The following is a 24,467-nucleotide window of genomic DNA, read 5'->3' as shown; positions in this document are numbered from 1 at the left end:
CTGGCGGTCAAGCAGGAGCCCTATGTTGAAGCGGCGGTCGCGGTCGGCGTGCGCACGCCGACGATTATTTTACGCCACATCATTCCGAACATTGCAGCCCCCATCGTCGTGTTGATGACGCTCTGGGTCGCCTCCGCCATCCGTCTCGAAGCGTCGCTCAGCTTCCTTGGCATCGGCACTCGAGCGCCCAATCCGAGCTGGGGCAATATCATCCGCGATGGTCTCAACAATCTCTTCGGCTCGCCCTGGCCGATCATTGCCGCCGGCTTTGCCATCACCTGCGTGGTGCTGTCCTTCAACCTGATCGGCGATGCGGTCCGCGACATGCTGGATCCGGAGACGAGCCAATGACGTCCAAACCACCGACACCATTGCTCAAGGTTGAAGGCCTCGCCGTCGAATTCGGCCCGAAGGATTCTCCGATCCGCGTTGTGAACGGCGTCTCCTTCGAGATCGAGGCCGGCGGTTCGGTCGGCATCGTCGGCGAATCCGGTTCGGGCAAGTCGATCACGTCGCTCGCAATCATGGGGCTGATCCCCAATCCGCCCGGCCGTATTGCACAAGGCCGCATCGAGCTTGAAGGCGTCAACCTTCTCGATCTGCCGAAGACGAAGCTGCCCGAGATCCGCGGCCGCGACATCGCGATGATTTTTCAGGAGCCGATGAGCTCGCTGAACCCGGTCATGACCATCGGCGACCAGATCGGCGAGGCCATCAAGCTGCATGTGAAGATGAACCGCGGAGAGCGCCGCGCCCGCGTCATCGAACTCCTGAAGCTTGTCGGCATCCCCAATCCGGAGGGGCGGCTCGATGCCTATCCGCACCAATTTTCGGGTGGCATGCGCCAGCGGGTGATGATCGCGATGGCGGTTGCCTGCAATCCGAAACTTTTGATCGCCGACGAGCCGACGACGGCACTTGATGTGACCATCCAGGCACAGGTGCTCGACCTCATGGTGAAGGTGCGCAAGACGCTGAACACGGCCGTGCTGCTGATTTCGCACGATCTCGGCGTCATTGCGGAAGTCTGCGATCGTGTCATCGTCATGTATGCCGGCCACGTGGTCGAAGATGCGGATGTCCGCTCGATCTTCAGCAATCCAAGCCATCCCTATACGCAGGGTCTGCTCAAATCGATTCCGCGGCTCGATGACGATCAGAAGCGGCTCTACCAGATCCCCGGTTCGGTTCCGACCGCGGGCTCGGTCAAGCAGGGCTGTCCCTTCTACGCCCGCTGCGCCAACCGGACCGACAGATGCGCGGTGGAAATGCCGCCCATGTTCACCGTTTCAGAACGCCACAAGGCGGCCTGCTGGGTCACCGCCGGAGCAACAGCATGACAGAGATGATCAGCGTCGACGACCTGTTGACCGTCCGAAACCTCGGCAAGACCTTTTCCGATGGAGGCGGGCTTTTCATGAGCTCTTCCTCGGGCGGCGTGCGTGCCGTGGATGGCGCTTCCTTCTCGGTCAAGCGCGGCGAGACACTGGCGCTGGTTGGTGAATCCGGCTGTGGCAAGTCCACGCTCGGACGGCTGCTGTTGCGGCTGATCCAGCCAACCGATGGGGAGGTGCTGTTCGAAGGGCGCGATATCACGGCTCTCAGCGCTGCCGAGATGCGCATGATGCGGGCCAGAATGCAGATGGTTTTTCAGGATCCGTACGGCTCGCTCAGCCCGCGTCGTTCGGTTGCTCAGATCATCTCAGAACCGCTCGAAGTCTTCGGACTGGTCAAGTCTGCAAGAGATCGGCGCGAGCGGGTGGCTGAACTGCTGACACAGGTCGGTCTGTCGCCGAGCTTCATGGATCGCTATCCGCGCCAGTTCTCCGGCGGCCAGCGCCAACGTATCGGTATTGCCCGCGCCATATCCGTCAATCCGCAGTTCATCGTTGCCGACGAGCCGGTTTCAGCTCTTGATGTCTCGGTGCAGGCACAGATCGTCAACCTGCTGCAGGACCTGCAGGCTGAGCGGAAGTTCTCCTATCTGTTCATCGCTCATGATCTCGCGGTCGTCCGGCATATCGCAGACCGTGTGGCGGTGATGTATCTCGGCAGGATCGTCGAGATCGGACCGAAAAAGTCCGTCTATTCCATGCCGCAGCATCCCTATACGCAGGCGCTGCTGTCGGCAGCACCCGAGCCCGATCCCGATCGCAAGGCAAACCGCATCGTACTGCAGAGCGACGTTCCAAGCCCCTCCCGCGTCCCGCCGGGCTGCAGCTTCCATACGCGCTGTCCGATTGCAAAAGACATCTGCAAGGTCGATCGGCCGGTGCTGCGCGAAGTCTCGCCGAACCAGTTTTCAGCCTGCCATTTCGCCGCGCCCAATCCGCTGTCGCAGGCCGGCTGAAGCTATCGACTTTCAGTGCACCAGGCCTGCCGGTGCATCTTCGATCGTTCCCTCGACGGGCAGATTTATGCCGCTCTCGGTGAGATCCTGCAACAGCGCGCCAAGCGCGAGATCGAGGCAATAGACGGAGAACTCTGCATTGAGTTCCCGGGCGTTCTGACGGGCGTAGGAAACGAGCCGCGCGAGCGAGGCGATATCGCGCAGTCGTTGATCCTTCTCGGCGGTCCCGAGTTCGATGATGTCTTCCGTTGCCATTCTCACTGAGCTCCCCAGACGTGTTGGAAGGAGTTCTAGCGGATGCGGTCGAGGAAAGCGCGTGACACGGGCGTGACACCAGTTTGGATGGCGTATCAGGAGGCGGCAACTCAGTTGAGCTAGGCCGACGGAGCTAGAAGCCTGCCTTTCGCAGAGCCTCGCGATATTGTTCCTTCTGCCACGCCTCCTTGAAGGGCACGAGCGTCAGCCATCTATCGACGTCGAAATCGGGATTGGTTTCGCGTGCCTTGCGCATGTAGAGGCGGGCATTTTTCGCGTCGCCGAGCATCGCCCAGCAGGCGGCTGCAAGCCGGTCGGCCGGCGTGCGATCATCCATTCTGCTGATCGCATCCAGCGCTTCCCTATAGCGGAAGAGGGCAAAATTCGCGCCGGCCTCGGTCCAGAGATAATCGGCGGGGCTCAGCGGATTGAGCGAGATCGCTCGCTCGATCTTGGCGAGCCCATCTGCCGGGCGCGAGGCATGCACCAGTGTATCGGCGTAGCTTGCGATGCCGTCGGCATAATGTGGGCTGAGTTCTTCCGCAACCTTCAGCGCCACCACGCTTTCATCGAGGTCGTTCAGATAGAGCTTGGCGACACCGAGCTGGCGGAAGCCGGAAGCCAGCGACGGATCGGCGACGATCGCCCGGTTTGCATAGTCTTCCGCAAGCCGGATCAGCTCTCCATCGCCACGAGCCGTCAGCAGCCATTCCACCAGGAAGGTGTGCGCAAGGCCGGCGAGCGCCGGTGAGAAGTGCGCGCTGTGCTGGACGGCGTCGCGGAACGCCTTCCGGGCGCGCCGGATGTCCGGCAGGGAAAGCCGCTTCATGTCCCGGAAACCCAGGAGATAGCTGTGATAGGCGGCCGGATTGTTTTCGAAAGCTCCGCGCACGCTCTCGTTCTGGCGGATCTGACTGGAGAGCTCCTTGGCAATCCGTCGCGCGATCTCCCGCCGGTCGGTGATCAGGTCGTATTTTTCGAGGCTGAAGCGCTCGGCCCAGATGACCTCGTCATTGGCGGCATAGACGAGCTGAACGAACAGCGACGGCGTGGCGCCGCCGGCTGTCAACCGCGTGTCGAGCACGTAGGAGATCGAATGGCGTAGGATCATGCCCGACCGATCGGCATGGCGTGCGATCTGTGCGGCGGTATGGGGTGCAACGACCGAGACGCTATTCAAGGCGCAAAGGCCGATGGTCACGTCCTCGATCAGCGCCTCCGAAAGTATCGGCGCGGGACCGGCCTCACCGGCTTCGACCGGCGGCAACAGGACGAGGCGGGGCAAAGGCGCAGCTTTCAGAATGATACCGCTTTCCATCGCCGGCGCGGCGGGCAAGGCCGGCACCCTGCTGGCATCGAAAATCTTGCGCACTTCCTTCAGGGCCTGCAGATCGAGGCCGATATCCAGCGAGTGCTGGAGATCGCGGCTGCGGCTCTCGAAAAGCTGCCTGGCGTTTTCCAGATGCCCTTCGGCCTCATAGGCTTGCAGCAGGATATGTCGGATGTTTTCGTCATCGGGGGCATCGCGGAAGATCCTGAGCGCAGCCTCCTTGATGAGGCCGATATCGGCCCGCGAGTGCGCTTCCGGCAGCGCTCGCTTCAGCGCGTCGACGAGGATTGCCATATGCCGGTTGTGCTCGCCGGATACCCATTCTCGGATGCTGGCGCTTTGATCTGCGAGTTCGGCGAGGAAATCCGGTTGCAACAGGGATACGAGCCTTCGCAGCACGTCGAGAGGATCGGCCGAGGACAGGGTATCAAGTTCAGAGCGGTCAGCGACGAAGGCCTCCCGTCTGATCCGTACACCCGTCGCAGTAAAGACCAGCAGTTCCACGCCGAGTTCTGCCTGCCGCGCCTGGACACGCGAGATCATTTTGCGCAGATTCGCCATGATATCGGGATTGTCAGCGCTGTCCCACAGGAAGCGGGCGAGTGTGCCGCGCGAACATTCGCTGTCAGGCCTGTCGAGCAGATAGCAAAGCGTCAACAAACCCTTTTCAGGGAAGGATACAGGCTCTCCCGCCGCGTTCAGCAGCCGCAATGTACCGAATGACTCGAGCCTGAGGGACATGGGACGGTATCGTCCGCTTTTACTCTGTGCGGGATTCCGGCTCGTCCATTCTTAGCGCGTTCAGCGGAATGTCGCTGCTTTCGGCCTGCGCCATCGCCTTGACGAGTGAGATGATCGTCTCGCGAATGCGCCGGTCCTCGATCTTCACGAAGGCCCTGTTGAGGACGAGACCTTCCTTCGATCGCAGAAATTCTGTGACCGGATCGGCGGGGGCAGACAATTCGAGGCCAGCAAGGCTCGGCGCTTCCAAATCGTCCTGCTCGAAAAAGAAGGCCGGCGAGGTGCGTAGCACTTCGGCGATCTTCTGCAGGCGGCTTGCGCCGATGCGGTTGATGCCCTTTTCGTATTTCTGCACTTGCTGGAAGGTAACGCCGATCTGTTCGGCAAGCCGCTCCTGGCTCATGCCGAGAAGCTGTCTGCGCCTGCGCATACGCATGCCGACATAGGTATCAATCGCGTTCGGTGCCTTGACGTTCATGGCCTACCTTCTGTCTCTTTCGCATTTCAGTCCATTGACTTGTAGACGGCATCGCGCCGCTTTTCTACGATTTGTTTTTGATATCATATGAAGGCTGATCTTGACCGGCTCTGCTTTCTCCGACCCTTCGGTGATCGGGCTGTCTTGCTGTCTATTCCGGTTTTGCCACGCCCATCCTGGAATGCGATGGTGGGGCGTTCTTTTGGAGATTAATTTTCATCTAAATCGGTAGAAAATTGGTATTCCATTCCGCGCTCGGATCACTGGAAACCGCTATCACCTCTCCTGAACAACTCGAATGTCAAATGAGGGAACGCAATGCTTTCGAAATCCTTCGCCGGTCTCTTTGCCGGCGCGATCCTCGCCGCCTTCGTGGGCGCACCGGCACAGGCCGATGCGGTAAAGATCGGCAGCAAGAATTTCACCGAACAGTTCGTTGTCGCCGAGATCTACGCGCAGGCGCTTGAAAAGGCCGGCGTCGAAGTCGAGCGCCACCTCAACCTCGGTGCCACGCTCGTCGCCCATACGGCGCTGACGAACGGCGATATCGATCTCTACCCGGAATATACCGGCACGGCGCTTGCCGCCGTCGTCAAGGGTGACCTGTCGGGCTCTGCCGACAAGATCTATTCCGACGTCAAGGATTACTACGAGAAGAACCTCAAGCTGACGCTTCTGCAGCCGACGCAGATCAACAACGGCTATGCGATCATCACGCTTCCGGAAACCGCCGAGAAGTACAAGCTCAAGACGCTGAGCGACCTCGGTCCAGTCTCCAAGAACTTGACCTTTGGCGCTGAGGGCGGCTTTGGCGAGCGCAAGGATGGCTTGCCGGGGCTGAAGCAGACCTACGGCATCGAGTTCAAGGAATTCAAGATCTTCGCCAAGCTCGGCATCCGCTATAGTGCGCTGACGAGCAAGGATCTCGACGTTTCCTACGGCTTTGCGACCGACTGGCAGATCTCCGACAACAAGCTGGTCGTGCTCGACGACGACAAGCATCTCTTCCCGCCCTATTACCTCGTGCCGGTCGTGCGCCAGGATGCGCTCGCCAAGAACCCGAAAATCACCGAGGTTCTGAACAAGATCAGCCCACTCCTCAACAACGAGACCATGCGCGAGCTGAATGCCAAGGTCGATCGCGATAAGGAAGAGCCGGCAGACGTCGCCGCGGAATTCCTGAAAGCCAAGGGCATCTGATCGAGAGCGACGCGCAAGTTTCGCTTTCCTTGAAGAAAAAATGCGGCGAAGCTTGCAGCTTCGCCGCTTTGTCGTGATCGTGCAGACAGGATTTCTCGCGTTTGAACTGGGCACCCAAGCATATTCCGGAAATCGCGCTTGCCGTCTGGCAGCATCTGGTGCTGTCGATTTCGTCCGTGCTCATCGGCCTTGCGATCGCGCTCGTGCTCGGCATCGTCTGCGCCCGCCGGCCGAGGCTCTATGCCTTCGCGCTGACGGTGACGAACATCATCTTCGTCATTCCGAGCCTGGCGCTCTTTGCGCTGCTGATCCCCTTCGTCGGCCTCGGTATGAAGCCGGCGTTGATCGGGCTTTCCTCCTATTGCCTGCTGATCCTGCTGCGCAACGTCGTTACCGGTATCCGCGGCGTTCCGGCCGATGTGCTCGACGCCGCCGACGGCATGGGCTACGGCCCGTGGCAGCGGCTCTTCCGCATCGAACTGCCGCTCGCCCTGCCGCTGATCGTCTCCGGCGCCCGCATCGCGCTCGTCACCGTCATCGGTATTGCGACGGTCGCTGCCTTTATCGATGGCGGGGGGCTCGGCACGATCATCCTGATCGGCATCGATCAGGAATATGCCGAGAAGATCCTGGTCGGCGGCATTCTGACGGCACTGCTGGCCATCATCTTCGATTTCATTCTCACCCGGGCCGAGCAGGCCCTGGTGCGCTGGCAGTGAGGGCGCGGCGATGCTGAGCACTGCCTTCTTTTGGATCGTCGATCACCAGGACGAATTCTTCCGCGCCCTCGGCCGCCATCTCCTGATGTCCGGCGTGTCACTGGCGATCGCACTCGTCATTGCGCTGCCATTGGCGATCCTGATCGTCAATCACGGCCGTTTCGCCTTCGGCGTTATCAACATCGTCAATGGCCTCAGGACCATTCCGAGCCTTGCGATCCTGGCAATCATGCTGCCGCTTCTCGGCATCGGCATCCTGCCGTCGATCGTGGCGCTGACGGTGCTTGCACTGCCGCCGATCTTGCTCAATGCCTATGTCGGGTTGCGCGATGTCGATGCCGATGCGGTGGAGGCGGCGATCGGCATGGGCATGAGCAGAAGCCAGGTTCTACGCAAGATCCGCATTCCGCTGGCAGCTCCCGCCATGTTTGCCGGCGCCCGCACGGCGGCCGTCCAGGTACTGGCCGGAGCGACGCTCGCGCCCTTCATCGGCGGCGGCGGGCTCGGCGATTTCATCGCCACGGGCATCGGCATGATGGATATGTCGCGGCTCATCGTCGGCGCCGTGCCGATCGCGATCCTGGCGCTCGCCACCGAATTCATCCTCGGCCGCGCCGAGAAGCATCTGTTTGCAGAAAGAACCGCCGCATGATCCGCATGGAGAACGTCACCAAGCGCTATGGCGAAAGTGCCGCGCCTTCGGTGGATAACCTGACGCTTGATGTGCCCGAGGGCTCGACGGTCGCGCTGATCGGCCCGTCTGGCTGCGGCAAGACGACGACGATGCGCATGATCAATCGGCTGATAGAACCGACAGAGGGGCGCATCTTCGTCAATGGCGAGGACGTGACCAGGGCCGATCCGGTCAAGCTTCGCCGCCATATCGGTTACGTCATTCAGAATGTCGGCCTCTTTCCGCACATGACGATTGCCGAAAACATCGCCGCCGTGCCGAACCTGCTCGGCTGGGACCAGCCACGGATCGCAAAGCGCACCGAGCAATTGCTTGATCTTGTCGGCCTCGATCCGAAGGAAATGTTGAAGCGCTATCCGCGCCAGCTTTCCGGCGGCCAGCGCCAGCGCATCGGCGTGGCGCGTGCCCTTGCCGCCGATCCCTCGGTGCTGCTGATGGACGAGCCCTTCGGTGCCATCGACCCGATCGCTAGAACGCGCCTGCAGGACGAGTTCAGGCAGATCCTCAAGCGCGTGCGCAAGACGGTGGTTCTGGTCACCCACGATCTCGACGAGGCGATCCGCCTCGGCGACCGGATCGCCATCATGCGCGCCGGCAAGATCGTGCAATATGATGCGCCGGATGCGATCCTCTCCCATCCGGCCGACGATTTCGTCGCCAATTTCGTCGGTATAGACCGGGCGATCAAGCGGCTCAGCCTGTTTTCGGTTGCCGATGCGATGCGGCCCGGTGCCCCCTCGTCACCCGTCGCCAGTGTCACTGCAAACGTCAATCTGCGCGATGCGCTGTCGCTGATGGTCGCCGCCAACAGCGATGTGCTCTCGGTGGTCGATGGCGGTGGCATTGTTACCGGGCAGCTGACGCGTGACGCGATCTTCTCGATCTGAGTGCAGGAGTTTCTGATGCATCTCGGCTTTTCCCTCACACCTTTTGGCCATCACCTCTCCGCCTGGCGCAATGCCGTAAGGCCTGAACATCTCGGTTTCGATGCGCTGCTTTCTCAGGTTGCAAAGGCAGAAGAGGTGGGTTTCGATTTCGTCCTGCTTTCGGATCGGCTCGGTGTCCGGCCGATCGATGATCTCTCGCCCATTGCTACGCCCTTCGAGCCGACGACATTGGTCGCAGCTTTTGCGACGAAGGTGCGCCGGATCGGCTTGCTGGCTGCTGCCGCAACCAGTCAGCACGAGCCCTATAATCTCGCCCGGCGCTTTGCCTCGCTCGACCAGATCAGCGGCGGCCGAACGGGCTGGGTAGCCCTTCCCGGAACCGGTGAATTCGCACGCGACCTGGAATATCTCGGCCTTGTGAGCGGGCTCTGGGACAGCTTCGAGGATGACGCCTTCATCTACGACAAGGCTGAGGGCCGTTTCTTCGAGCCGCACAAGATGCATGTCCTCAACCATAGGGGTGAGCATTTTACGGTGCGCGGTCCGCTCAACGTCAATCGCTCGCCGCAGGGCAAACCGGTTATCGCCCAGTTTATGAGCGGTGAAAGCAAAGCATTGGCAGCGCACAGTGCTGAAGTCGTCCTGCTTCAAGATCGGACACCGGAAAGTGCGAACGAGACGGCCGCCGATTTCGTGCGCCTGCTCGAAGCGGCTGGCCGCCGACGGCAGGACGTTCGGATCCTGGCAAATATAGTGCCGATCATCGCAGAGACGTCCGAAGCGGCGCAGGCGGCAAGCGATGCGCTCCGATTTGGTGAGGCCGACCGGGCGAGCCAACCACTGTCTGCTTCACGTCTCGTCGGCACACCCGCTGAAATCGCCGATGCCCTGCAGGGATGGCTTGGCCTCGGCCAGGTCGACGGTTTCACGATCCTGCCGCCGACGGTCGCGATTGGACATCTGTTCTTCACGGAGGTGGTTCCGGAATTGCGCCGCATCGGGCTGATCAACGCGATGGCCGGCGGGACATTGCGTGATCGTCTTGGTCTTGCCCGTCCGGCTCATCCGGCGGCAATGTTGGAGCATGCGTCATGAGTGGCGATCGCAAGATGAGACTTGGCGCCTTCCTGATGGCGGGCGGCCATCACATCGCGGCCTGGCGGCATCCTGACGCCCATGCCCCGGCCGGCGTCGATATCGACCATTTCATCGAGCTTGCCCGCATCGCCGAGCGCGGCAAATTCGACATGCTCTTCGTGGAGGACGCCGCCGCCATCCGCGAGCGCAATCCCGAGATGGCAAGCCAGGCGGCGCGCTCGACGGCTTTCGAGCCGTTGAGCCTGCTTGCCGCCCTTGCCGTCAACACCACGCATATTGGCCTCGTGGCGACCGCATCAACGACCTATAACGAGCCCTACGGCCTTGCTCGCACCTTCGCCTCGCTCGATCAGTTGAGCGGCGGCAGGGCAGGGTGGAACCTCGTCACTTCGGCAAGCGAGCTCGAGGCGGAGAATTTCGCAAGCAGCGGGCTTCGGCCGCACTCCGAGCGCTATGAGCGGGCCGAGGAATTCGCCGATGCAGCGCTTGCGCTCTGGGACGGTGTGGAGGAGCGGGCCTATCTGCCGCAGGGCGGAGCGGCCTTTGCCGATCGCGCCAGACTTCATCCGGTGCATCATCGCGGCAAGCATTTCACCGTCGAGGGCGTCCTGGAAAGCCCACGCTCGGCGCAGGGACGGCCGATCATGGTGCAGGCGGGCGCCTCCGATGTCGGCAAGGAACTTGCTGCCCGCACGGCGGATGTCGTTTTCGCCGCCTCGCAGACGCTTGCCGAAGCGCAGGCCTATTATACGGATGTGAAGTCGCGCCTTGCCAAATACGGGCGCAAGCGCGACGACATCAAGATCATGCCTGGCATATCGCCGATCGTCGGCGCGACGGAAGCCGAGGCGAAGGCAAAATACCGCGCGTTGCAGGAACTCATCCCGGACGCCGTCGGCGTCGCCCTGCTTGCAAGCTATCTCAGCATTCAGGACCTCTCGGCCTATCCGCTCGACGGGCCGCTGCCTGACATGCCGCAGACCAACCTCATCCAGAGCCGCCAGCAGCTGATCATCGATCTCGGCAGGCGCGAGAACCTCTCAATCCGCGAGCTCGCGCGCCATTTCGCCGGCGCACGCGGCCACTGGCAGGTTGCCGGCACGCCGGCGCAGATCGCCGATGCGATGGAGGAACGCTTTGCCGAAGGTGCTGCCGACGGCTTCAACGTCATGGCGCCGCTCTTTCCCTCGGGGCTCGAGGATTTTGTCACCCACGTGTTGCCGGAACTGCGTCGCCGCGGCCTCTTCCGGCAAGACTATGAGGGCCGCACGCTTCGCCAGAACCTCGGCCTCAGTGCGCCCATCAAACGATAAAACGAGATGACAATGGATCCGATCTATATCGACTATCTGAATGCCTTCGACATCGAGGCGCTCGACCTGACCAACGATGAAATCCTGGCGGCGATCGAAACCTCGCTAGCCGCCCAGGGCAGGGGGCAGACGGTGATCGAGCCGCGCGTCCATCTCGAGCCGGATGCGAGCTTTCACGGCCATTTCAACGTGTTGCGCGGCTATGTGGCGCCGCTTGGCTTGGCCGGTGTGAAGGTCGTCGGCGACTATGTCGACAACTACAAGCTCGGCTATCCCTCCGAATTCGGCGTGCTCAACCTCTTCGATCCGCGCACCGGCGTCCCGAAGGCGATCCTTGATGCAACCGTTATCACCGACATGCGCACCGGCGCCGTCACCGCGCTCGGCGCTCGGCATCTCGCCCGCAAGGGCTCGAAGGTGCTCGGCCATATCGGCGCGCGCGGCACCGCGTATTGGAACGTCCGCCTGCTCGATCATCTCTTTGATTTCGACGAGATCCGCGTGCATTCGCGCCGGCCGGAAAGCCGCGACGCCTTTGGCGCCAAGCTGGAGGCCGACCTCGGCAAGAAGATCACCGTGGTCGACAACTGGCGCGATTGCGTGGAGGGGGCCGATATCGTCGTCGAGGCATCACGGCTATCGCAACCCGAGCCGCTTCTGAAGACGGAGTGGATCAAGAAGGGCTCCTTCGTCGTGCCCTACGGCACGATGAGTGCCGTCGAACTATCGTTGACCGACATCATGGCCAAACTCGTCGTCGACGACTGGGGTCAGTGCAAGACCGGCAAATTCGGCTCGCTGCGCGCCCATGTCGAGACCGGCAGGCTTTCCGAGAAGACGCTGCATGCCGAACTCGGCCAGGTCGTCGCCGGCCTGAAGCCGGGCCGTGAGAGTGACGACGAGACCATCCTGCTCTGGCACCGTGGCCTGTCGCTCAGCGACATCGCACTTGGCCACGCGCTGCTTTCCAAGGCGCGCTCGGCCGGTATCGGCCAGAGGCTGCGCTTCGCATGACGGAAATCCTGCTGACCGGCTCCGGCATCACCATTGCCGACATCGTAGCGATCGCCCGTGGCGATGCCACCGTCGAGGCTTCCGATGAGGTTCGTGAGCGGCTGATTGCCGCGCGACGCATCCTGGAAGGTGCCGCAGCGGCTGGCCAGCAGATCTACGGCATGAACACCGGGCTCGGCGCCAATCTGAAGACAGCGGTGACTGGCGATTTCGAAGCCTTTCAACTGCAACTGATCCGCGGCCGTGGCATGGCGGTCGGTGAAGCGCTGCCGCGCGATGCGACGCGTGCGGTCATCGCCGCCAGGCTCTCGATGCTGGCCGTTGGCGGATCCGGCATTTCGCTGCCCGTCTTCGAGGCGCTGCTTGCCATGCTGAATGCCGGCGTTCATCCGGTGATGCCGTCAATCGGCTCGATCGGTGCGGGTGACCTCGTGCTGCTGTCTGCAATGGCCCGCGCCCTGGTCGGCGAGGGAAAGGCCGAATATCGCGGCATCGTCTATCCGGCGAATGAAGCTCTTGAGCTTGCGGGCCTGGCGCCGGCGAGCCTTCAGCCAAAGGACGGGATTTCGCTTCTCAATGCATCGGCCGTCTCCGTTGGTCGGGGCGCTCTCGTATTGCACGACGCCAAACGACTGCTTGATGCCCAGCGCCGGGCGGCTGCTTTGAGCTTCGAAGGCCTTGCCGGCAATCCACTCATCCTCTCGCCGGCCATCCAACGCGCCCGGCCAGCGGTGGGCCAGGCAGACGAAGCCAGCCGGCTACTGCGGATGCTTGAGGGCTCGACGCTCTTCGAGACGAGCGCCGCCATCCAGGATCCGCTCAGCCTGCGCTGTCTTGCACCCATCCATGGGGCGCTTGCCGATGCGCTGTTGAAGGCGATCGAAGCCGTCGAGATCGAGCTGAATGCCGCGGCCGACAATCCCGTTGTTCTCCTGGAAGAGCAACAGGTGTTGTCATCAGGCAACTTCCAGACGCCGGCGCTTTCGCTTGCCTTCGAGACATTGGGGCTCGCTGTCGCTCAGGCAGCTGCGGCATCCGCCGCACGTTTCATTCAGCTGACGGGCTCGGGTCGCAACGGCCTGCCGCGCTATCTCTCCCCGTTCGGCGGTCCATCGGCGGGCTTCGTGCCGATGCAGAAGACAGTTGCGGCGCTGATGGCCGATATCAGGCACAAGGCCAATCCCGTCATGCTCGACTTTCTTGCGGTGTCGGAAGGGGTCGAGGATCATGCAACGCAATCGTCCCTTACCGTGCGCAAGCTCGGCGAGATGCTGGAGCTGTGGCGCCTGGTCATCGCCTGCGAAATGCTGGCGGCTGCCCAGGCTGTCGACCAGCGTCCCGGACACCGCTGTGGACAGGAGACGAGAAAGACCCATGCCTTCGTTCGAGGCCTCGCGCCGGTCATGACCGAGGATCGTTCGCTCGGCGAAGACGTGGCCGTCCTTGCCTCGCACCTGCTCGACGAACAGTACGGCGAGTGAAGAGCATGCATCTTGCCAGCCTTGCAATGTATGTCACGCCGCAACCGCTTGCGGAGGCCACCACCGAACTCTGGTCGTTCCTTCGGCACTATCTTGCGCAGGCCGGGCTTTCGGATCTGCCAGAGAGCCTCGACACCACGATTCCTTATGACGAGGCCTGGCTACGCGAGGACCTGCTGTTTTCCCAGACCTGCGGCTATCCCTATGTGAAGCGATTGCGTGGCAAGGTGCGCCTCGTTGCCACGCCTGTCTACGGTCATCCCGGCTGCAACGGTCCCCTGATGCGCAGCTTCATCGTCGTGCGCCGCGCTTCGACCTTCGCTTCGCTGCCAGACTTGCGCGGCGCGATAGCCGCCATCAATAGTCCTGACAGCAATTCCGGGGCAAATCTGCTTCGAGCGGCGGTCGCTCCGCTTGCCCGCAATGGCCGCTTCTTCGGTAGCACGGTCGAGACCGGCAGCCATGGCGGCAGCATCGATGCCGTGTCGAGCGGGCAGGCGGATTGCGCAGCAATCGACTGCATCACCTTTGCCAATCTCCTGCGCTTTGATCCAGATCGTGTGGAAGGCGTCCGCATCCTTGCAGAGACACCCGCAACACCGGGTCTGCCCTTCATTACCGGAGGAAAGGTTTCGGATGCGGATGTGGCATTGATGCGCGAGGCACTTGTCGCAGCGATCACCGCACCATCGCTTTCCGGTGCGCGCGATATTCTCGGCCTCGCCGATATAGCGATGCTTACGGATGCCGACTACGAACCAGTTCTGTCGCTTGCCCGAGGCGCGCTTGAGACAGGTTACAGCGACTGGATCGATTGAAGCCTCCAAGGACGCCAACTCGTAAGACCGGTTATCCGCCCATCACGGCTGAACGTTCAGGTGACCAGAAAAACATCAACAAATTTGTGATATTGTGATTTATACTTGTTCCAATTTTGTGATTATGCGATCCTTTCTGGCACCGAAGCCAACGATTTCGACGTGTCTCACGTGTGAGGGGAGAGTGTTCAATGGCGCGCATCACGCTCAGGCAGTTGCTGGATCACGCGGCGGAGGAGGGCTACGGCGTTCCCGCCTTCAATATCAATAACATGGAACAGGCGCTCGCCATCATGGAAGCCGCGGATGCGGCCCGCGCGCCCGTCATCATGCAGGCATCGCGCGGCGCGCGCGCCTATGCACATGACATCATGCTCAAGCACATGATGGACGCGGTCGTCGAAATCTACCCGCATATCCCGGTTTGCGTGCATCTTGACCACGGCAACGATCCGGCCAGCTGCATGACCGCTATCCAGGCGGGCTTTACCTCCGTGATGATGGATGGCTCGCTTAAAGCGGATGCGAAGACACCCGCCGACTGGGACTACAATGTCGGCGTGACGAAGAGAGTGACCGAGATGGCGCATCTCGGCGGCATTTCCGTTGAAGGCGAGCTCGGTGTACTTGGCTCTCTGGAGACGGGCATGGGAGAGGCCGAAGACGGGCACGGCGCCGAAGGCAAACTGTCTCACGATCAGCTGCTGACGAACCCGGACGAGGCGGCGAAATTCGTGCGCGAAACACGGGTCGATGCACTGGCGATCGCCATGGGCACCTCGCACGGCGCTTACAAATTCACGCGCAAGCCTGATGGTTCGGTGCTGGCGATGAATGTCATCGAAGAGATCCACCGTAAGCTGCCAAACACGCATCTCGTCATGCACGGCTCGTCGTCAGTTCCAATCGAGCTGCAGGATATCATCAACAAATATGGCGGTCGGATGGAGCCGACATGGGGCGTGCCCATCGAGGAAATTCAGCGCGGCATCAAGAATGGCGTTCGCAAGGTGAATATCGACACTGACGGCCGGATGGCCATGACCGGGCAGATCCGCCGGATATTGCAGGAAGATCCGAGCGAATTCGATCCCCGCAAATATCTGAAGCCGGCAATGGCCGCGCTGACCAAGCTTTGCAAGGAGCGCTTCGAGCAGTTCGGCACTGCCGGTATGGCGGAGCGGATTACGCCCCTTCCTGTTTCGGCGATGGCAAAGCGCTATGCGTCCGGTGCGCTCGATCCGGTCTTTTCCTAAAGCGTGTCGCGCATGTCGCTATCGCAAAACCGCTGCACAGTTTTGCGCGACATGCTTTAGATCTCATCGGCTGACGGGGCGGGCACTTTTTCCCGGTTGGATGTCCGGAGTGCCGGCTGCCAGCGTCTGGCCGTGAAACGCCTTGAGCAGGGAGACGACATCGTTGATCTCATGTTCGACACGCGGAGCGTCCCAGCCGAACGCTTTCGCAGCGATGCCTGCAATATCGACCAAACCTTCGTAGGTCAGCTGGCCCTCGATCGCGATCGTCGTGCGCCGCAAAACGATATCCGAGAGATGGACCACAAGCTCATTGCGCGCGATCCAGTCTATTTCCCGAAAGCTGTAATGTGCGGCTCCCGACAGGCGCCGCTCGTCGGAATGCTCGGAGGAGAATGTCGCCACCGCCTCGACCGTCGTTCCGTAGCGGTTCAGAAGCTGTTCTGCGCGCGCGGCCGTCATGCCTGCAGCCTTCGCGATCCTGTCAACGAAGACCCGTCTTGCCTGCGCGTCGGCCGGAAATGCCTTTCCGCCACCGATCGCAAGGTAGCGGGTCGACTGCTTGCGCGAACGCTCCAGCCGGGAAAGAACACTGTCGGCAACCTCCTCGGCAAAACCACGAAACGTCGTCCACTTGCCGCCGACCAGCGACATGATGGCAAAAGGCCGCTTGCCATCCGCTTCGATGACCGGCGCTGAATGGTCGCGGCTGATCAGGCCGGGCGCTGTTCCATCGGAGGCGGGAAGCGGCCGAATGCCGCTATAGGTGTAGACGATCTGGTCGCGATCGAAGCGCAATGTCGGCAGCAGTGATCTGAGGCTCTGCAGGAAGTAATCGATTTCGGGTTCCTCGCAGCGCACAGTGTCGGGATCCCGGCTCGGGATATCCGTGGAGCCGACGAGCGCAAGCCCGAGATAGCCGTACACCAGGCAGATGCGGCCGTCATCGGCTTCAAAATAGATCATGTGGCCGTTGAGGCTGCGTACCAGTTCGGGATGATCGATCAGGATATGCGAACCCTTCGTGCCGCCGATCAGGTGCGAGGGCGCGCCGAGCGCTTCGTTGACATGATCGATCCACGGGCCTGCCGCGTTCACGACGAGCCTCGGACGCACCGAGAATTCCGCGCCATCCTCCCGTTGGAAGTTCAGACGGCCTTCCGAGCAGGCGGTCAGCGTGACGAAATTTGCCGCGGCACAATGCGGGTTCGCCTCCAGCCCATCCTTAACGAGTTCATAGACGAGGCGTTCCGGCCGGCTGATTTTTGCGTCGTAGTAGATGCCCCCGGCGACAATCGCCTGAGTCACATGCGGCATTTCCCGCCTGGCCTTCTTTTTCAGGATCAGCCGGTGGCGCGGCATTACGCGGTCGCGCGAACCGAAGAAGTCGTAAAGGGAAAGACCGATCTTGATGAGAACGGCGCCGCGACTGCGGGGCGCCGTCTTGGAGCCGAACAATGTCTGCAGTGCCGCCCAGATGCCGCGTGTCCACGAAAAGATCGGAATGAATGTCGGCAACGCTTCGACGCAATGCGGCGCGTTTTTCAAGAGCAGATTACGCTCCAGAGTGGATTGGGCAACCAAGCCGAATTCTCCGGTTTCCAGATATTTCAATCCACCGTGAATGAGGCGAGACGGCGCAGCACTTGTCCCGGAACCAAAGTCCGATTTGTCGACGATCATGCAGCTGACGCCCTGATCCGCGAGGTCGCGAAACAGTCCGGCGCCATTGATGCCTGCTCCAAGGATCACGACGTCGACATCGTGCTCGCGGATATCCGGGCTGCGCCCAAGCGTGTCGGGGGTCATGGTGTTGTTGTCCTAAACTGCGGCCTCTGCCGCGCTGTCCTTCGCAAGGCCGGCGATCTTCGGCCAAAGCGGCGTCATTGTTTCTGCAATTTCGAGGAAGAGGCGGTAGCGCTTTTCGTAATCGGCGCTGCGGGCAGCGTCCGGGTTGCAGGTCTTGCCCTGCTTGTCCTTTGTTGGAGCGCTTTGTGGGTCCGGGTAAACACCGGCGCCAGCGCCAGCGCAAATGGCAGCCCCCCAAGCCGCCGCCTCGTCGGTGCCGGTTACCGTCACCGGCATTGCAAGCACATCGGCAAATAGCTGCGCGACTGCGGGGTTGCGTGACACGCCGCCGGCAAGGCGCGCCTCCTTGACTGCAAAGCCGTTACGCAGGGCATCGACATGGATGCGATGGTTGAACGCGATGCCTTCCATGACGGCCCTCAGCATGTCGCCGCGGTCATGCCAGCCGCCGAGCCCGAAGAAGCTTGCGCTTGCCGATGCGCCGTAAGGAGAGCCGAAGAGATAGGGGTGGAAAAGCACCGATGACGGGCGGTCAAAAGCTGCCTCGATCTCCGATGCCAGCAAAGCGTGAATGGACGTGCCCTTGGCTTCGCAGTCCGTCCATTCGCGGCCACATAGTTTTTCGATGAACCATTCGTAGTTCGCGCTCGATGCGGGCGAAATCGACATGCTGTTCCAGACGCCTGGCGCAATTCCATTGCGGCAGAACCAGCGTCGATCGACGCGCGGTTCGAAAGACAGCGTCTCATTGATCGAATAGGTTCCAGCGATGACGGCGACGATGCCGTCGGCATAACCACCCGCGCCGAGCGCCGAAGCGGTCACGTCATGCAATCCGGCAGCCACGGGCGTGCCCTCAAGGAGGCCCGTCAACCGCGCTGCATCGGCCGTTATTCGTCCAACGATCTCATCCGAACGCGAGGCCGGAGGCAGAGCTCTGGCAAGCGCCTGCAAGCCGAACAGGCGCAGGGCGTCCTCACTATAGTCTTGTGTTCTGACATCGGTGAAGGAGGTGCTCGCTTCGGTGCGATCGGTACCGACGGTGCCGGTCAGGCAAAATCGCAGCCAGTCCTTGCAGCTCATGATGTGGCCGATACGTTTAAACCGTTCCGGCTCATGATCCCGGATCCAGGCCAGCAGCGCCGACGGGGCGGAGACATGGGGCACCTGACCTGTGAGCGCGATCGCCTCGTCGGCGACCTTGTTGTCAGTCCATTGATCGACGATATCACCCGCCCGGCTGTCCAGGGATACGATACCATTGCCAAGTGGCTCCTGCGCCTGATCCAGCACATAAATGCCATCGCCATGCGCCGTTGCCGCCACGGCCTGGATATCGCTTGCCGGCCGGCCACTGAGGACGACCGCCTCGCGGATCGCCTCAGCCGTCGCGGTCCATAATTCGCGCATGTCTCGTTCCACGAAACGCGGCCTCGGGATGAGCTGGCTAACGCGCCGCCGGGCGACGGCGATCGGCGTGCCGTCGATGTCGAAAATGACGGCCTTCGTGACAGTCAGGCCACTATCAATCCCGAGCAGACTCGGCATGCGCATTCACCTTTCTATCGCGACCGAGCGGGCCGCTCACATGCGCCCGTTGCCGGTCCTGGCAACGACGACGTTGATATCCCTGGAGCGCATCCGGTCGATGTGCACGGGCAGGGTCTTGTCGTCGACGATGACGACGTCGAATTCATCGAGCGCCGCGAAGCTGTGAAGCGCGCGCCGTTCGAATTTGGTGTGGTCGGCAAGCAGGATGCGTTTGACGGAACAGTCGAACATGGCGCGCTTCGTATCGACAGTCTCGGGCGACTGATGCAGCACGATGCCGTCGTTAATGGCCGACATAGAAATAAACGCGATATCCGCCCGCAATCCCCTGATCTCGTTGATCGTCATGCGTCCCATGAAAGCATTGCACCAGTTGTAATACTGGCCGCCGAGCGCGAGCAGGGTGACGTCGTGCATGCCGGTCAACGCGTTCATCAGCGTCAGCGAATTGGTGATGGCAGTGATCGGCACCTTCGAGGAGAGATGCGATGCCATCTGCAGGACAGTCGTGGAATCGTCGAAAAAGATGGCCTGTCCCGGTTCGACGAACTGCATGGCAGCCTCGGCGATCACTTTCTTTTCCGCTGACTGCCGGCTCGAGCGGTAGACATCGCTGGATTCGATAAGGTTGGTGGCAGCCGCCGTAACGATGCCGCGTGTCTTCCGGAAGATCCCGCGGCTCACGAGCTCATCCACATCGCGATGCGCCGTCATGAGGCTGATGCCGAAACGATCGGTCAGATCCTCGATCCGCATCGAACCTTCGCTCATGACGGCCTCCGCGATCATCCGCCGGCGCGCGACCTGGCGTGTCTGACGGCTGTCGCTGGTCAGCTGATCCAACAGCTCATCGCCCTGATTGGTCTTCTGTGTCACGGGTCACCCTTGTCGCTGAATTCCATATCCCAGCTTCGTATAGTGATTGCCATGCCAAGGCAAAGAAGGCGAAGGCGGCTTGATGCGGTCGAAAAGGTCAAGGAGGGCGCCCGGTCGAGCGCCCTCTTTCTCATTAATGTGACAGAACGAACGGGCCGGTATACTTGTCGATATTGTCCTTGGTGATCAGGAGGCAATCAAACAGCTGCTTTTCGCTCTTGGCGCCGGTGCTGCCCGTCTTGATGACGTTGTCAGCCTGCTTGACGGCTTCCTCGGAGAAGACGGCGACGGGCTGCAGGACGGTATATTGCAGTTCGCCCGCCTTGATCGCGGCGACCGCATCCGGCGAACCGTCGAAGCCGCCGACCTTGATGTTGGCGAGCTTGCCGGCTTCCTTCAGTGCGGCGATGGCGCCGAGCGCCATTTCGTCATTGCCGGAGATTACGCCGATAATGTCGGGATTGGCCTGCAGCATGGACTGCATCTTGTTGTGACCCTGGGTGCGGTCCCAGTTGGCAACTTCCTTGGCGACCTTCTGGAGATCGGGGTACTGGGTCAGAACGGTCTCATAGCCGTTCGAGCGCGTGGCGGCATTGTTGTCCGACGGGGCACCGAGGAGCTCGGCATACTTGCCCTTGTCACCGACCGCTTCGACCCACTGCTGCGCACCGATTGCGGCACCCTGGGCGTTGTTCGAAACGAGCTGAGCCTTGGCGAGGCCTTCCTGGTTGATCTCGGCATTGACGAGGATGACCGGGATACCTGCGGCAACTGCCTTCTTGACCGCGCCGATGGAACCGTCGGCATTTGCCGGGTCAAGAATGATCGCGACCGACTTGTTGGTGATGGCGGTATCGATCATGTTGCTTTCGGTGTTGGTGTCGCCCTTATGCGCACTGACCGAGGCGGTGTAGCCGAGCTTTTCGGCTGTCGCCTTGGCGACATTGCCCTCCGTCAGCCAGTAGGGGTTGGACGGATCATTGACGATGATCGTCATCTGGCCTGCCGCCCAGGCGGAGCTGACGAGGATCGGGGCGACAGCCGCGGCTGCCAGAAGAATGCGCATGCCTTTCTTAAACATAGTCTCTCTCCCATTTGTGAGTTCAGGTGCTGCCGGAAACCGGCGGTGCTTTCCGCGATCGGCTTTCTGGAAATCCAGTTGCCTTCGCGGATAAGTTCTGCTGCGGACGTCAGGATGATTTTGCCCGGCGCCCGTATTGGATGCTGTTCATGAGGACAGCGAGGACGATGACCGCGCCGGTGAAGACTGTCTGCCAGTAGGCCGAGACGCCGATAATGACGAGGCCGTCCGACAGGAAGCCGATCACAAAGGCGCCGAGCATCGTGCCGCGCACCGTGCCACGACCGCCAGTCAGCGCCGCGCCGCCGATGACCACAGCTGCGATCGCCGTCAATTCGTAGGTCGTGCCGGCCGTTGGACCGGCGGAGGTCAGCTGCGACGACAGGACCAGACCGGCAATTGCCGCGCAGACCCCCGAGAGGACATAGACGATGATCTTGACGCGCTTGACCGGCACGCCCGAGAGATCGGCCGCACGCTCGTTGCCGCCGGAGGCATAGAGCCAGCGACCAAAGGCCGTGCGGCTCAAGACGATGCCGCAGATGATCGCGAGCACGGCGAGCACGATGACGCCGATCGGAATGCCCGCGAGGCGGTTGAAGCCGAGCCAGTCGAAGCCGGTATTGCCAAGCTCCGGGCGGCCGCCGAGATTGTTGTAGGTCAGGCCATTGGTCATCAGCAGCGCAATGCCGCGGGCGACATAGAGCACGCCAAGCGAGGCGACGAAGGCCGGAACCTTCAAGTAAGCGACCAGCACGCCATTGACCGCGCCGACGACAGCGCCGAGAACGCAGGTAATGATCACCACGGCCCAGACCGGCGGATAAAGAATGACGCCGAAAGCACTCAGCGTCACGCCCTGCATGAGGAAGCCGGCAATGCAGCCGGCAAGCCCGAGCGTCGAGCCGACCGAAAGATCGATGCCACCATTCAGGATCACCAGCAGCATGCCGATCGCCAGGATGCCGAAGATGGCAACATGCGAGGCCATGGTCAGGAAGTTACTGAGGCTGAAGTAATAGGGTGACAGGAACGAGAAGACCGCGATGATGACGATGAGCGCGAAGAAGGCGCGGCCTTCCAGGATAAGGCGCACGAGGTTGGTGTTGCGCTTCTGCCCATGCGACACTGACTTCTTTTCGGTGATGTTCGTGACTGACATAATCAGTGCTCCATAATTCCGGGCTAGTGCGCGACCACAGCTTCGCCTGAGGCGGCCATGATTTTTTCCTTGGTGACGTCAGCACCGAATTCAGCCGAGATCCGGCCGCGATGCATGACGATGATGCGGTGCGCGATGCTCAGGCATTCGTTGACCTCGGAAGTCGAGTAGACGACAGCGAGACCCTGCCGGGCACGTTCGGCCAGCAGCTTGAAGACTTCCGCTTTGGCGCCGATGTCGATGCCGCGGCTCGGCTCGTCGAGAAGAATGACCTTCGGGTCTGTCGCCAGCATCTTGCCGATAACCACCTTCTGCTGGTTGCCGCCAGACAGCGAGCCGATGRCGGCCTCTCCTCCATCGGTCTTGACGCGGACTTTGCGAATGGAGGCATCGACAAGCTCGCGCTCGCGACGGCCGGATGTGAACAGTCCCTTGGTAAAGGCGCCGATGCTGGCGAGCGACAGGTTGGAACCGACCGTCATCGTCTGGACGAGGCCGTCGCGCTGGCGATCCTCGGGCACCAGCACGAGGCCGCTTGCGATGCGTCCGGCGATGCTCAAATGCCCGACATCGTGGCCCTCAAGCCGAATGGCGCCGCTGCTTGCGCGCAACCGTCCGGCCACGCATTCCAGAAGCTCGGTGCGTCCGGCGCCCATCAGGCCGTAGATGCAGACGACCTCCCCGGCGCGCACGTCCAGCGAGAGACGGTCGACGGAATTGAAGGCCGATCCGGAAGGGCCAGGAACCGTCAGATTGTCGATCGACAGCGCAGCCTTGCCGAATTCGTAGCCTTCGGGCGGATTGCCGAGATCGAAATTGTCGCCCACCATGTTGCGGACGATCCATTCGAGATCGATGTCCTTGCGTTGCGCATAGGCCGTCATGGTGCCATCACGCAAGACGACGGCGTGATTGGTAATCTGCAGCGCTTCCTCAAGGTGATGTGAGATGTAGACGATCGACACGCCGCGATTCGTCAGATCGTGGATGACCTTGAAAAGCACTTCGACTTCGGCGGCGCTGAGCGCCGAGGTCGGCTCATCCATGATCAGGATACGCGAATTGACGGATAGCGCCCGGGCAATTTCGACAATCTGTTGCTGGCCGAGACGCAGATCTTCCACCTTGGTCAGTGGATCGATCTCCTCTTCCAGTTCTTCCATCAAAATGCGCGTCTGGCGCTCTTCTTCCGCGAAATCGACCACGCCGCCCTTGATGATCTCGCGGCCCATGAAGATGTTGTCCCGCACGCTGAGATTAGGCGCGAGGCTGAGCTCTTGGTGAATGATCGAGATGCCGCATTCGCGGGCATGGGTCGAAGAGTTGAAGCTGATCGGCGCGCCGTCGAGAATGATTTCGCCCGACGTCGGCTGGACAACGCCCGAAAGGATCTTCATCAACGTCGATTTGCCCGCCCCATTCTCACCGAACAACGTGGTGATCTGGCCGCGATGGATATCGAAATTGACGCCCTTGAGGGCATGCACGCTGCCATAGGATTTGGCGATATTGCGGGCAGCCAGGACGACCTCGCCAAGGACTTCAGGTGTGGAAATCGGCTGGCTCATTTGACGTCGACCTTGACCGGGGTTACGAGCCAGTTTTTCTGGTTGATGAGTTTGAAGACGCCGACGACAGTTGCCGTCTTGCCATCGAGCTGGTCCGGGTCAAGGCCAGCGAATACGGCTTTCTTCATCTCGTTATTGATTGCCGAGCCGGCATCCTGATACTGTATCTGATTAGTGAACTGACCGAATTCGATCGTGCCTGTGGCATCGCGGAGGTCCGTGCCATTGACCGCAGGGCCGGTCTGGACACGGACCACCGTCTCGGGAGGTAAGCCGTCGATCTTCATTTCATTGGTATTGGATTTGCGCGCGCCGAAGGTGCCGTTCAGCGTCACCGGGATGACCGGACCGGTGCTCGTAGCAACGCCGTATTTCTCGCCGGCAGCCTTCTTGTCCGCCACGATCGCCGTCGCCAGCTCAGACGCAGCCACGGCCCTCTTTTCGACATCCGCCTGGATCTTCGGAAACTGCTCAGCGCCGAAGGTTTCCGGAGAAAAGGCCTGCTGCCGCACATCGCTCTCCGAGCCGATCTTGACGACCTTGGTGTCGAGCGCGATTGCGCCGATGACCACGATTGCCGCAATGGCACTGACGATGATCTTCAAGTTGCCTTTGCCTGGCGCGGATGCTGCATGAGCGGGCTGAGTATTCATTGCTGACGACCTTTGCGGCTGGTCGGATCTATGTCGGAAGAGGATGAATCTGGCGAAAGCCTTGCGGCTGCGTCATCGAAGACGGGGCGCTTCGAAAACCGCATTGAGGTGCGGAAACCTGCCGAGCCTGGCA

At 61.3% G+C, this 24,467-nt stretch carries 23 protein-coding genes; 13 read left to right on the top strand and 10 right to left on the bottom strand.

Annotated elements, in window-relative coordinates:
• From AC1DM5_RS08610 to AC1DM5_RS08600, 3 genes are all read left to right on the top strand, one after another.
• Window positions 1–351 (top strand): ABC transporter permease (locus AC1DM5_RS08610; RefSeq protein WP_477974854.1); only part of this gene is annotated, 351 nt, incomplete at its 5' end.
• Complete coding sequence (locus tag AC1DM5_RS08605; protein WP_477818805.1) at window positions 348–1,340, top strand: ABC transporter ATP-binding protein; 993 nt, start codon at window positions 348–350, stop codon at window positions 1,338–1,340. The genes AC1DM5_RS08610 and AC1DM5_RS08605, both read left to right, overlap by 4 nt.
• Window positions 1,337–2,350 (top strand): ABC transporter ATP-binding protein, encoded by a 1,014-nt coding sequence (locus AC1DM5_RS08600; protein ID WP_477818804.1) that lies wholly within the window; start codon window positions 1,337–1,339, stop codon window positions 2,348–2,350. The genes AC1DM5_RS08605 and AC1DM5_RS08600 overlap by 4 nt, the downstream gene beginning before the upstream one ends.
• Window positions 2,351–2,362: 12 nt before the next feature.
• Here the strand turns inward: AC1DM5_RS08600 and AC1DM5_RS08595 are convergent, their stop codons facing one another.
• The 3 genes from AC1DM5_RS08595 to AC1DM5_RS08585 all read right to left on the bottom strand — a co-directional run bounded on the left by AC1DM5_RS08595 (window position 2,363) and on the right by AC1DM5_RS08585 (window position 5,154).
• Window positions 2,363–2,605: a hypothetical protein gene (locus tag AC1DM5_RS08595; RefSeq protein ID WP_477818803.1), complete on the bottom strand. Its 243-nt coding sequence runs from the start codon at window positions 2,603–2,605 to the stop codon at window positions 2,363–2,365.
• A gap of 133 nt (window positions 2,606–2,738) precedes the next feature.
• On the bottom strand, window positions 2,739–4,676 hold the full coding sequence (locus AC1DM5_RS08590; RefSeq protein WP_477818802.1) for an SARP family transcriptional regulator: 1,938 nt from the start codon (window positions 4,674–4,676) through the stop codon (window positions 2,739–2,741).
• Between the two features lie 19 nt (window positions 4,677–4,695).
• Window positions 4,696–5,154, bottom strand: a complete 459-nt coding sequence (locus tag AC1DM5_RS08585) for a helix-turn-helix domain-containing protein (protein WP_477818801.1) — start codon at window positions 5,152–5,154, stop codon at window positions 4,696–4,698.
• Between the two features lie 318 nt (window positions 5,155–5,472).
• Between AC1DM5_RS08585 and AC1DM5_RS08580 the strand changes: the two genes are divergently transcribed.
• The 10 genes from AC1DM5_RS08580 (at window position 5,473) to fba (ending at window position 15,634) form a co-directional block, all read left to right on the top strand.
• The gene (locus AC1DM5_RS08580; RefSeq protein ID WP_310382324.1) at window positions 5,473–6,354 is read left to right on the top strand and encodes a glycine betaine ABC transporter substrate-binding protein; all 882 of its coding nucleotides are present in this window, start codon (window positions 5,473–5,475) and stop codon (window positions 6,352–6,354) included.
• Window positions 6,355–6,455: 101 nt separating this feature from the next.
• Window positions 6,456–7,073 carry an ABC transporter permease gene (locus AC1DM5_RS08575; RefSeq protein WP_113183801.1) on the top strand — a complete coding sequence of 206 codons (618 nt, stop codon included), beginning with the start codon at window positions 6,456–6,458 and terminating at the stop codon, window positions 7,071–7,073.
• Between the two features lie 10 nt (window positions 7,074–7,083).
• Window positions 7,084–7,725 carry an ABC transporter permease gene (locus AC1DM5_RS08570; RefSeq protein WP_113183802.1) on the top strand — a complete coding sequence of 214 codons (642 nt, stop codon included), beginning with the start codon at window positions 7,084–7,086 and terminating at the stop codon, window positions 7,723–7,725.
• On the top strand, window positions 7,722–8,654 hold the full coding sequence (locus tag AC1DM5_RS08565) for an ABC transporter ATP-binding protein (protein WP_477818800.1): 933 nt from the start codon (window positions 7,722–7,724) through the stop codon (window positions 8,652–8,654). The genes AC1DM5_RS08570 and AC1DM5_RS08565 overlap by 4 nt, the downstream gene beginning before the upstream one ends.
• Before the next feature lie 15 nt (window positions 8,655–8,669).
• Entirely contained in the window at window positions 8,670–9,749 is a 1,080-nt protein-coding gene (locus AC1DM5_RS08560; RefSeq protein WP_477818799.1) for an LLM class flavin-dependent oxidoreductase, read from the top strand.
• Window positions 9,746–11,065 carry an LLM class flavin-dependent oxidoreductase gene (locus AC1DM5_RS08555; protein WP_477974852.1) on the top strand — a complete coding sequence of 440 codons (1,320 nt, stop codon included), beginning with the start codon at window positions 9,746–9,748 and terminating at the stop codon, window positions 11,063–11,065. Before AC1DM5_RS08560 ends, AC1DM5_RS08555 begins: the two co-directional genes overlap by 4 nt.
• Window positions 11,066–11,077: 12 nt before the next feature.
• Entirely contained in the window at window positions 11,078–12,079 is a 1,002-nt protein-coding gene (locus AC1DM5_RS08550) for an ornithine cyclodeaminase family protein (protein WP_477818797.1), read from the top strand.
• Window positions 12,076–13,560 (top strand): HAL/PAL/TAL family ammonia-lyase, encoded by a 1,485-nt coding sequence (locus AC1DM5_RS08545; protein ID WP_477818796.1) that lies wholly within the window; start codon window positions 12,076–12,078, stop codon window positions 13,558–13,560. Before AC1DM5_RS08550 ends, AC1DM5_RS08545 begins: the two co-directional genes overlap by 4 nt.
• A 5-nt stretch (window positions 13,561–13,565) precedes the next feature.
• Window positions 13,566–14,378, top strand: coding sequence for a phosphate/phosphite/phosphonate ABC transporter substrate-binding protein (locus AC1DM5_RS08540; protein WP_477818795.1), 813 nt, complete (start codon window positions 13,566–13,568; stop codon window positions 14,376–14,378).
• Between the two features lie 191 nt (window positions 14,379–14,569).
• Window positions 14,570–15,634 carry a class II fructose-bisphosphate aldolase gene (gene fba, locus AC1DM5_RS08535; RefSeq protein ID WP_477818794.1) on the top strand — a complete coding sequence of 355 codons (1,065 nt, stop codon included), beginning with the start codon at window positions 14,570–14,572 and terminating at the stop codon, window positions 15,632–15,634.
• A 63-nt stretch (window positions 15,635–15,697) separates the two neighbouring features.
• Here fba and AC1DM5_RS08530 read toward each other — a convergent pair whose 3' ends face one another.
• The 7 genes from AC1DM5_RS08530 to AC1DM5_RS08500 all read right to left on the bottom strand — a co-directional run bounded on the left by AC1DM5_RS08530 (window position 15,698) and on the right by AC1DM5_RS08500 (window position 24,334).
• Window positions 15,698–17,443 (bottom strand): glycerol-3-phosphate dehydrogenase/oxidase, encoded by a 1,746-nt coding sequence (locus tag AC1DM5_RS08530; protein WP_477818793.1) that lies wholly within the window; start codon window positions 17,441–17,443, stop codon window positions 15,698–15,700.
• Between the two features lie 12 nt (window positions 17,444–17,455).
• Entirely contained in the window at window positions 17,456–18,991 is a 1,536-nt protein-coding gene (locus AC1DM5_RS08525; protein ID WP_477818792.1) for an FGGY-family carbohydrate kinase, read from the bottom strand.
• A gap of 36 nt (window positions 18,992–19,027) precedes the next feature.
• Complete coding sequence (locus tag AC1DM5_RS08520) at window positions 19,028–19,870, bottom strand: DeoR/GlpR family DNA-binding transcription regulator (RefSeq protein ID WP_007817050.1); 843 nt, start codon at window positions 19,868–19,870, stop codon at window positions 19,028–19,030.
• A 133-nt stretch (window positions 19,871–20,003) separates the two neighbouring features.
• Window positions 20,004–20,951: a D-ribose ABC transporter substrate-binding protein gene (locus AC1DM5_RS08515; protein ID WP_007817052.1), complete on the bottom strand. Its 948-nt coding sequence runs from the start codon at window positions 20,949–20,951 to the stop codon at window positions 20,004–20,006.
• A 109-nt stretch (window positions 20,952–21,060) separates the two neighbouring features.
• Window positions 21,061–22,113 (bottom strand): ABC transporter permease, encoded by a 1,053-nt coding sequence (locus AC1DM5_RS08510; protein WP_477818791.1) that lies wholly within the window; start codon window positions 22,111–22,113, stop codon window positions 21,061–21,063.
• Between the two features lie 23 nt (window positions 22,114–22,136).
• A complete protein-coding gene (locus tag AC1DM5_RS08505) occupies window positions 22,137–23,681 on the bottom strand; it encodes a sugar ABC transporter ATP-binding protein (RefSeq protein WP_477974850.1) in 1,545 nt (514 codons plus the stop codon).
• The gene (locus AC1DM5_RS08500; protein ID WP_477818789.1) at window positions 23,678–24,334 is read right to left on the bottom strand and encodes a DUF2291 family protein; all 657 of its coding nucleotides are present in this window, start codon (window positions 24,332–24,334) and stop codon (window positions 23,678–23,680) included. Before AC1DM5_RS08500 ends, AC1DM5_RS08505 begins: the two co-directional genes overlap by 4 nt.
• Between the last annotated feature and the right edge of the window lie 133 nt (window positions 24,335–24,467).

This window comes from Rhizobium sp. 01T437, from assembly GCF_056398505.1.
The sequence above is the reverse complement of the archived record's forward strand: the minus strand, read 5'-3'. Positions and strand labels throughout refer to the sequence as shown.

Excerpts from the sequence above, each read along its gene's own strand:
- AC1DM5_RS08580 (WP_310382324.1), top strand. The coding sequence starts at position 5,473 with ATGCTTTCGAAATCCTTCGCCGGTCTCTTTGCCGGCGCGATCCTCGCC.
- AC1DM5_RS08585 (WP_477818801.1), bottom strand. The coding sequence starts at position 5,154 with ATGAACGTCAAGGCACCGAACGCGATTGATACCTATGTCGGCATGCGT.
- AC1DM5_RS08600 (WP_477818804.1), top strand. The coding sequence starts at position 1,337 with ATGACAGAGATGATCAGCGTCGACGACCTGTTGACCGTCCGAAACCTC.
- AC1DM5_RS08595 (WP_477818803.1), bottom strand. The coding sequence starts at position 2,605 with ATGGCAACGGAAGACATCATCGAACTCGGGACCGCCGAGAAGGATCAA.
- AC1DM5_RS08560 (WP_477818799.1), top strand. The coding sequence starts at position 8,670 with ATGCATCTCGGCTTTTCCCTCACACCTTTTGGCCATCACCTCTCCGCC.
- AC1DM5_RS08515 (WP_007817052.1), bottom strand. The coding sequence starts at position 20,951 with ATGTTTAAGAAAGGCATGCGCATTCTTCTGGCAGCCGCGGCTGTCGCC.
- AC1DM5_RS08570 (WP_113183802.1), top strand. The coding sequence starts at position 7,084 with ATGCTGAGCACTGCCTTCTTTTGGATCGTCGATCACCAGGACGAATTC.
- AC1DM5_RS08500 (WP_477818789.1), bottom strand. The coding sequence starts at position 24,334 with ATGAATACTCAGCCCGCTCATGCAGCATCCGCGCCAGGCAAAGGCAAC.
- AC1DM5_RS08555 (WP_477974852.1), top strand. The coding sequence starts at position 9,746 with ATGAGTGGCGATCGCAAGATGAGACTTGGCGCCTTCCTGATGGCGGGC.
- AC1DM5_RS08540 (WP_477818795.1), top strand. The coding sequence starts at position 13,566 with ATGCATCTTGCCAGCCTTGCAATGTATGTCACGCCGCAACCGCTTGCG.
- AC1DM5_RS08545 (WP_477818796.1), top strand. The coding sequence starts at position 12,076 with ATGACGGAAATCCTGCTGACCGGCTCCGGCATCACCATTGCCGACATC.
- AC1DM5_RS08605 (WP_477818805.1), top strand. The coding sequence starts at position 348 with ATGACGTCCAAACCACCGACACCATTGCTCAAGGTTGAAGGCCTCGCC.
- AC1DM5_RS08510 (WP_477818791.1), bottom strand. The coding sequence starts at position 22,113 with ATGTCAGTCACGAACATCACCGAAAAGAAGTCAGTGTCGCATGGGCAG.
- AC1DM5_RS08530 (WP_477818793.1), bottom strand. The coding sequence starts at position 17,443 with ATGACCCCCGACACGCTTGGGCGCAGCCCGGATATCCGCGAGCACGAT.
- fba (WP_477818794.1), top strand. The coding sequence starts at position 14,570 with ATGGCGCGCATCACGCTCAGGCAGTTGCTGGATCACGCGGCGGAGGAG.
- AC1DM5_RS08525 (WP_477818792.1), bottom strand. The coding sequence starts at position 18,991 with ATGCCGAGTCTGCTCGGGATTGATAGTGGCCTGACTGTCACGAAGGCC.
- AC1DM5_RS08550 (WP_477818797.1), top strand. The coding sequence starts at position 11,078 with ATGGATCCGATCTATATCGACTATCTGAATGCCTTCGACATCGAGGCG.
- AC1DM5_RS08590 (WP_477818802.1), bottom strand. The coding sequence starts at position 4,676 with ATGTCCCTCAGGCTCGAGTCATTCGGTACATTGCGGCTGCTGAACGCG.
- AC1DM5_RS08565 (WP_477818800.1), top strand. The coding sequence starts at position 7,722 with ATGATCCGCATGGAGAACGTCACCAAGCGCTATGGCGAAAGTGCCGCG.